Origin of the sequence: Sphingomonas sp. RB1R13, assembly GCF_036663775.1 — a bacterium.
GTDB lineage: Bacteria > Pseudomonadota > Alphaproteobacteria > Sphingomonadales > Sphingomonadaceae > Sphingomicrobium.
The window spans coordinates 1-1,060 of sequence record NZ_JAXOJM010000106.1 but is presented as its reverse complement, the minus strand read 5'-3'; the positions used below and the strand labels follow the sequence as shown (position 1 = coordinate 1,060).

General features: G+C 63.8%; 1 protein-coding gene. It reads left to right on the top strand.

Annotated elements, in window-relative coordinates; genetic code table 11:
- Window positions 1–190: 190 nt before the first annotated feature.
- Window positions 191–1,060: DNA polymerase IV (gene dinB, locus U1700_RS15295; protein WP_332753519.1), on the top strand; the 870-nt coding region annotated here is incomplete at its 3' end.

Genomic DNA, 1,060 nt, shown 5'->3' with positions numbered 1-1,060 from the left:
CCCGAAGGAGCGAAAGCGTTTCAAATCCTGATCCCGAGCGCCCTTTTAGAACGAGATCGATAAGAGGATATTAACGTCGATCAATGGCGGCGGGCACGGTGATGCGACCCGGGGGTTGACGGAAGGACGATGTTCCTGTTTCGTTTTCAAGCCCGTAGCATGCGGGTTCGAGGATCGCCTGGCCTTTCGCGTGTCACCATTTCCCCCTGATGAAGCGGTGCCGCACGACGGGCGCAAGATAATCCATGTGGATATGGACGCCTTCTACGCATCGGTGGAGCAGCGCGACGATCCCAGCTTACGGGGGCGTCCTGTCGCGGTCGGCGGGTCGCGCGCGCGTGGCGTGGTCGCGGCCGCGAGTTATGAGGCCCGGATCTTCGGTGTTCGTTCGGCGATGCCCTCGGTCACCGCGATCCGGCGCTGTCCCGATCTGGTTTTCGTGCCGCCCCGCTTCGACGTCTATCGAGAGGTATCGCAACAGATCCGGGCCGTATTCGCTCGCTATACCGCGTTAATCGAGCCGCTGTCGCTCGACGAGGCCTATCTCGACGTGACCCAAGACCAGGCGGGCCTGGGCTCTGCCACTGCGATCGCCAATGCCATCCGCGAGGCAATCCGCGCGGAGACGGGGCTGACCGCGTCTGCCGGGGTCAGCTACAACAAGTTCATTGCCAAGCTCGCCTCGGATCAGAACAAGCCTGATGGCCTGTGCGTGATACCGCCGATTCATGGCGCGGCGTTTGTCGCAAGCCTACCGGTCAAGCGTTTCCACGGTGTCGGCCCGGTGACCGCACGCAAGATGGAGGCGCTGGGCATCCTGACCGGCCAGGATCTGCGCGACCGGCCGCTGGAATTCCTGCAACGCCATTTCGGCAGCTATGCCGACTATCTCTACGGCGCGGCACGCGGAATCGATCATCGCCCGGTACGCGCGCATCGCATCGCCAAGTCGGTCGGCGCCGAGCGGACGTTCGAAACCGACCTGTCGGATCGCGCCGGGCTTCAGGCGGCATTGGAGCGGGTCGTCGACGCTGCCTGGACGCGGATCGATCGAAGCGGC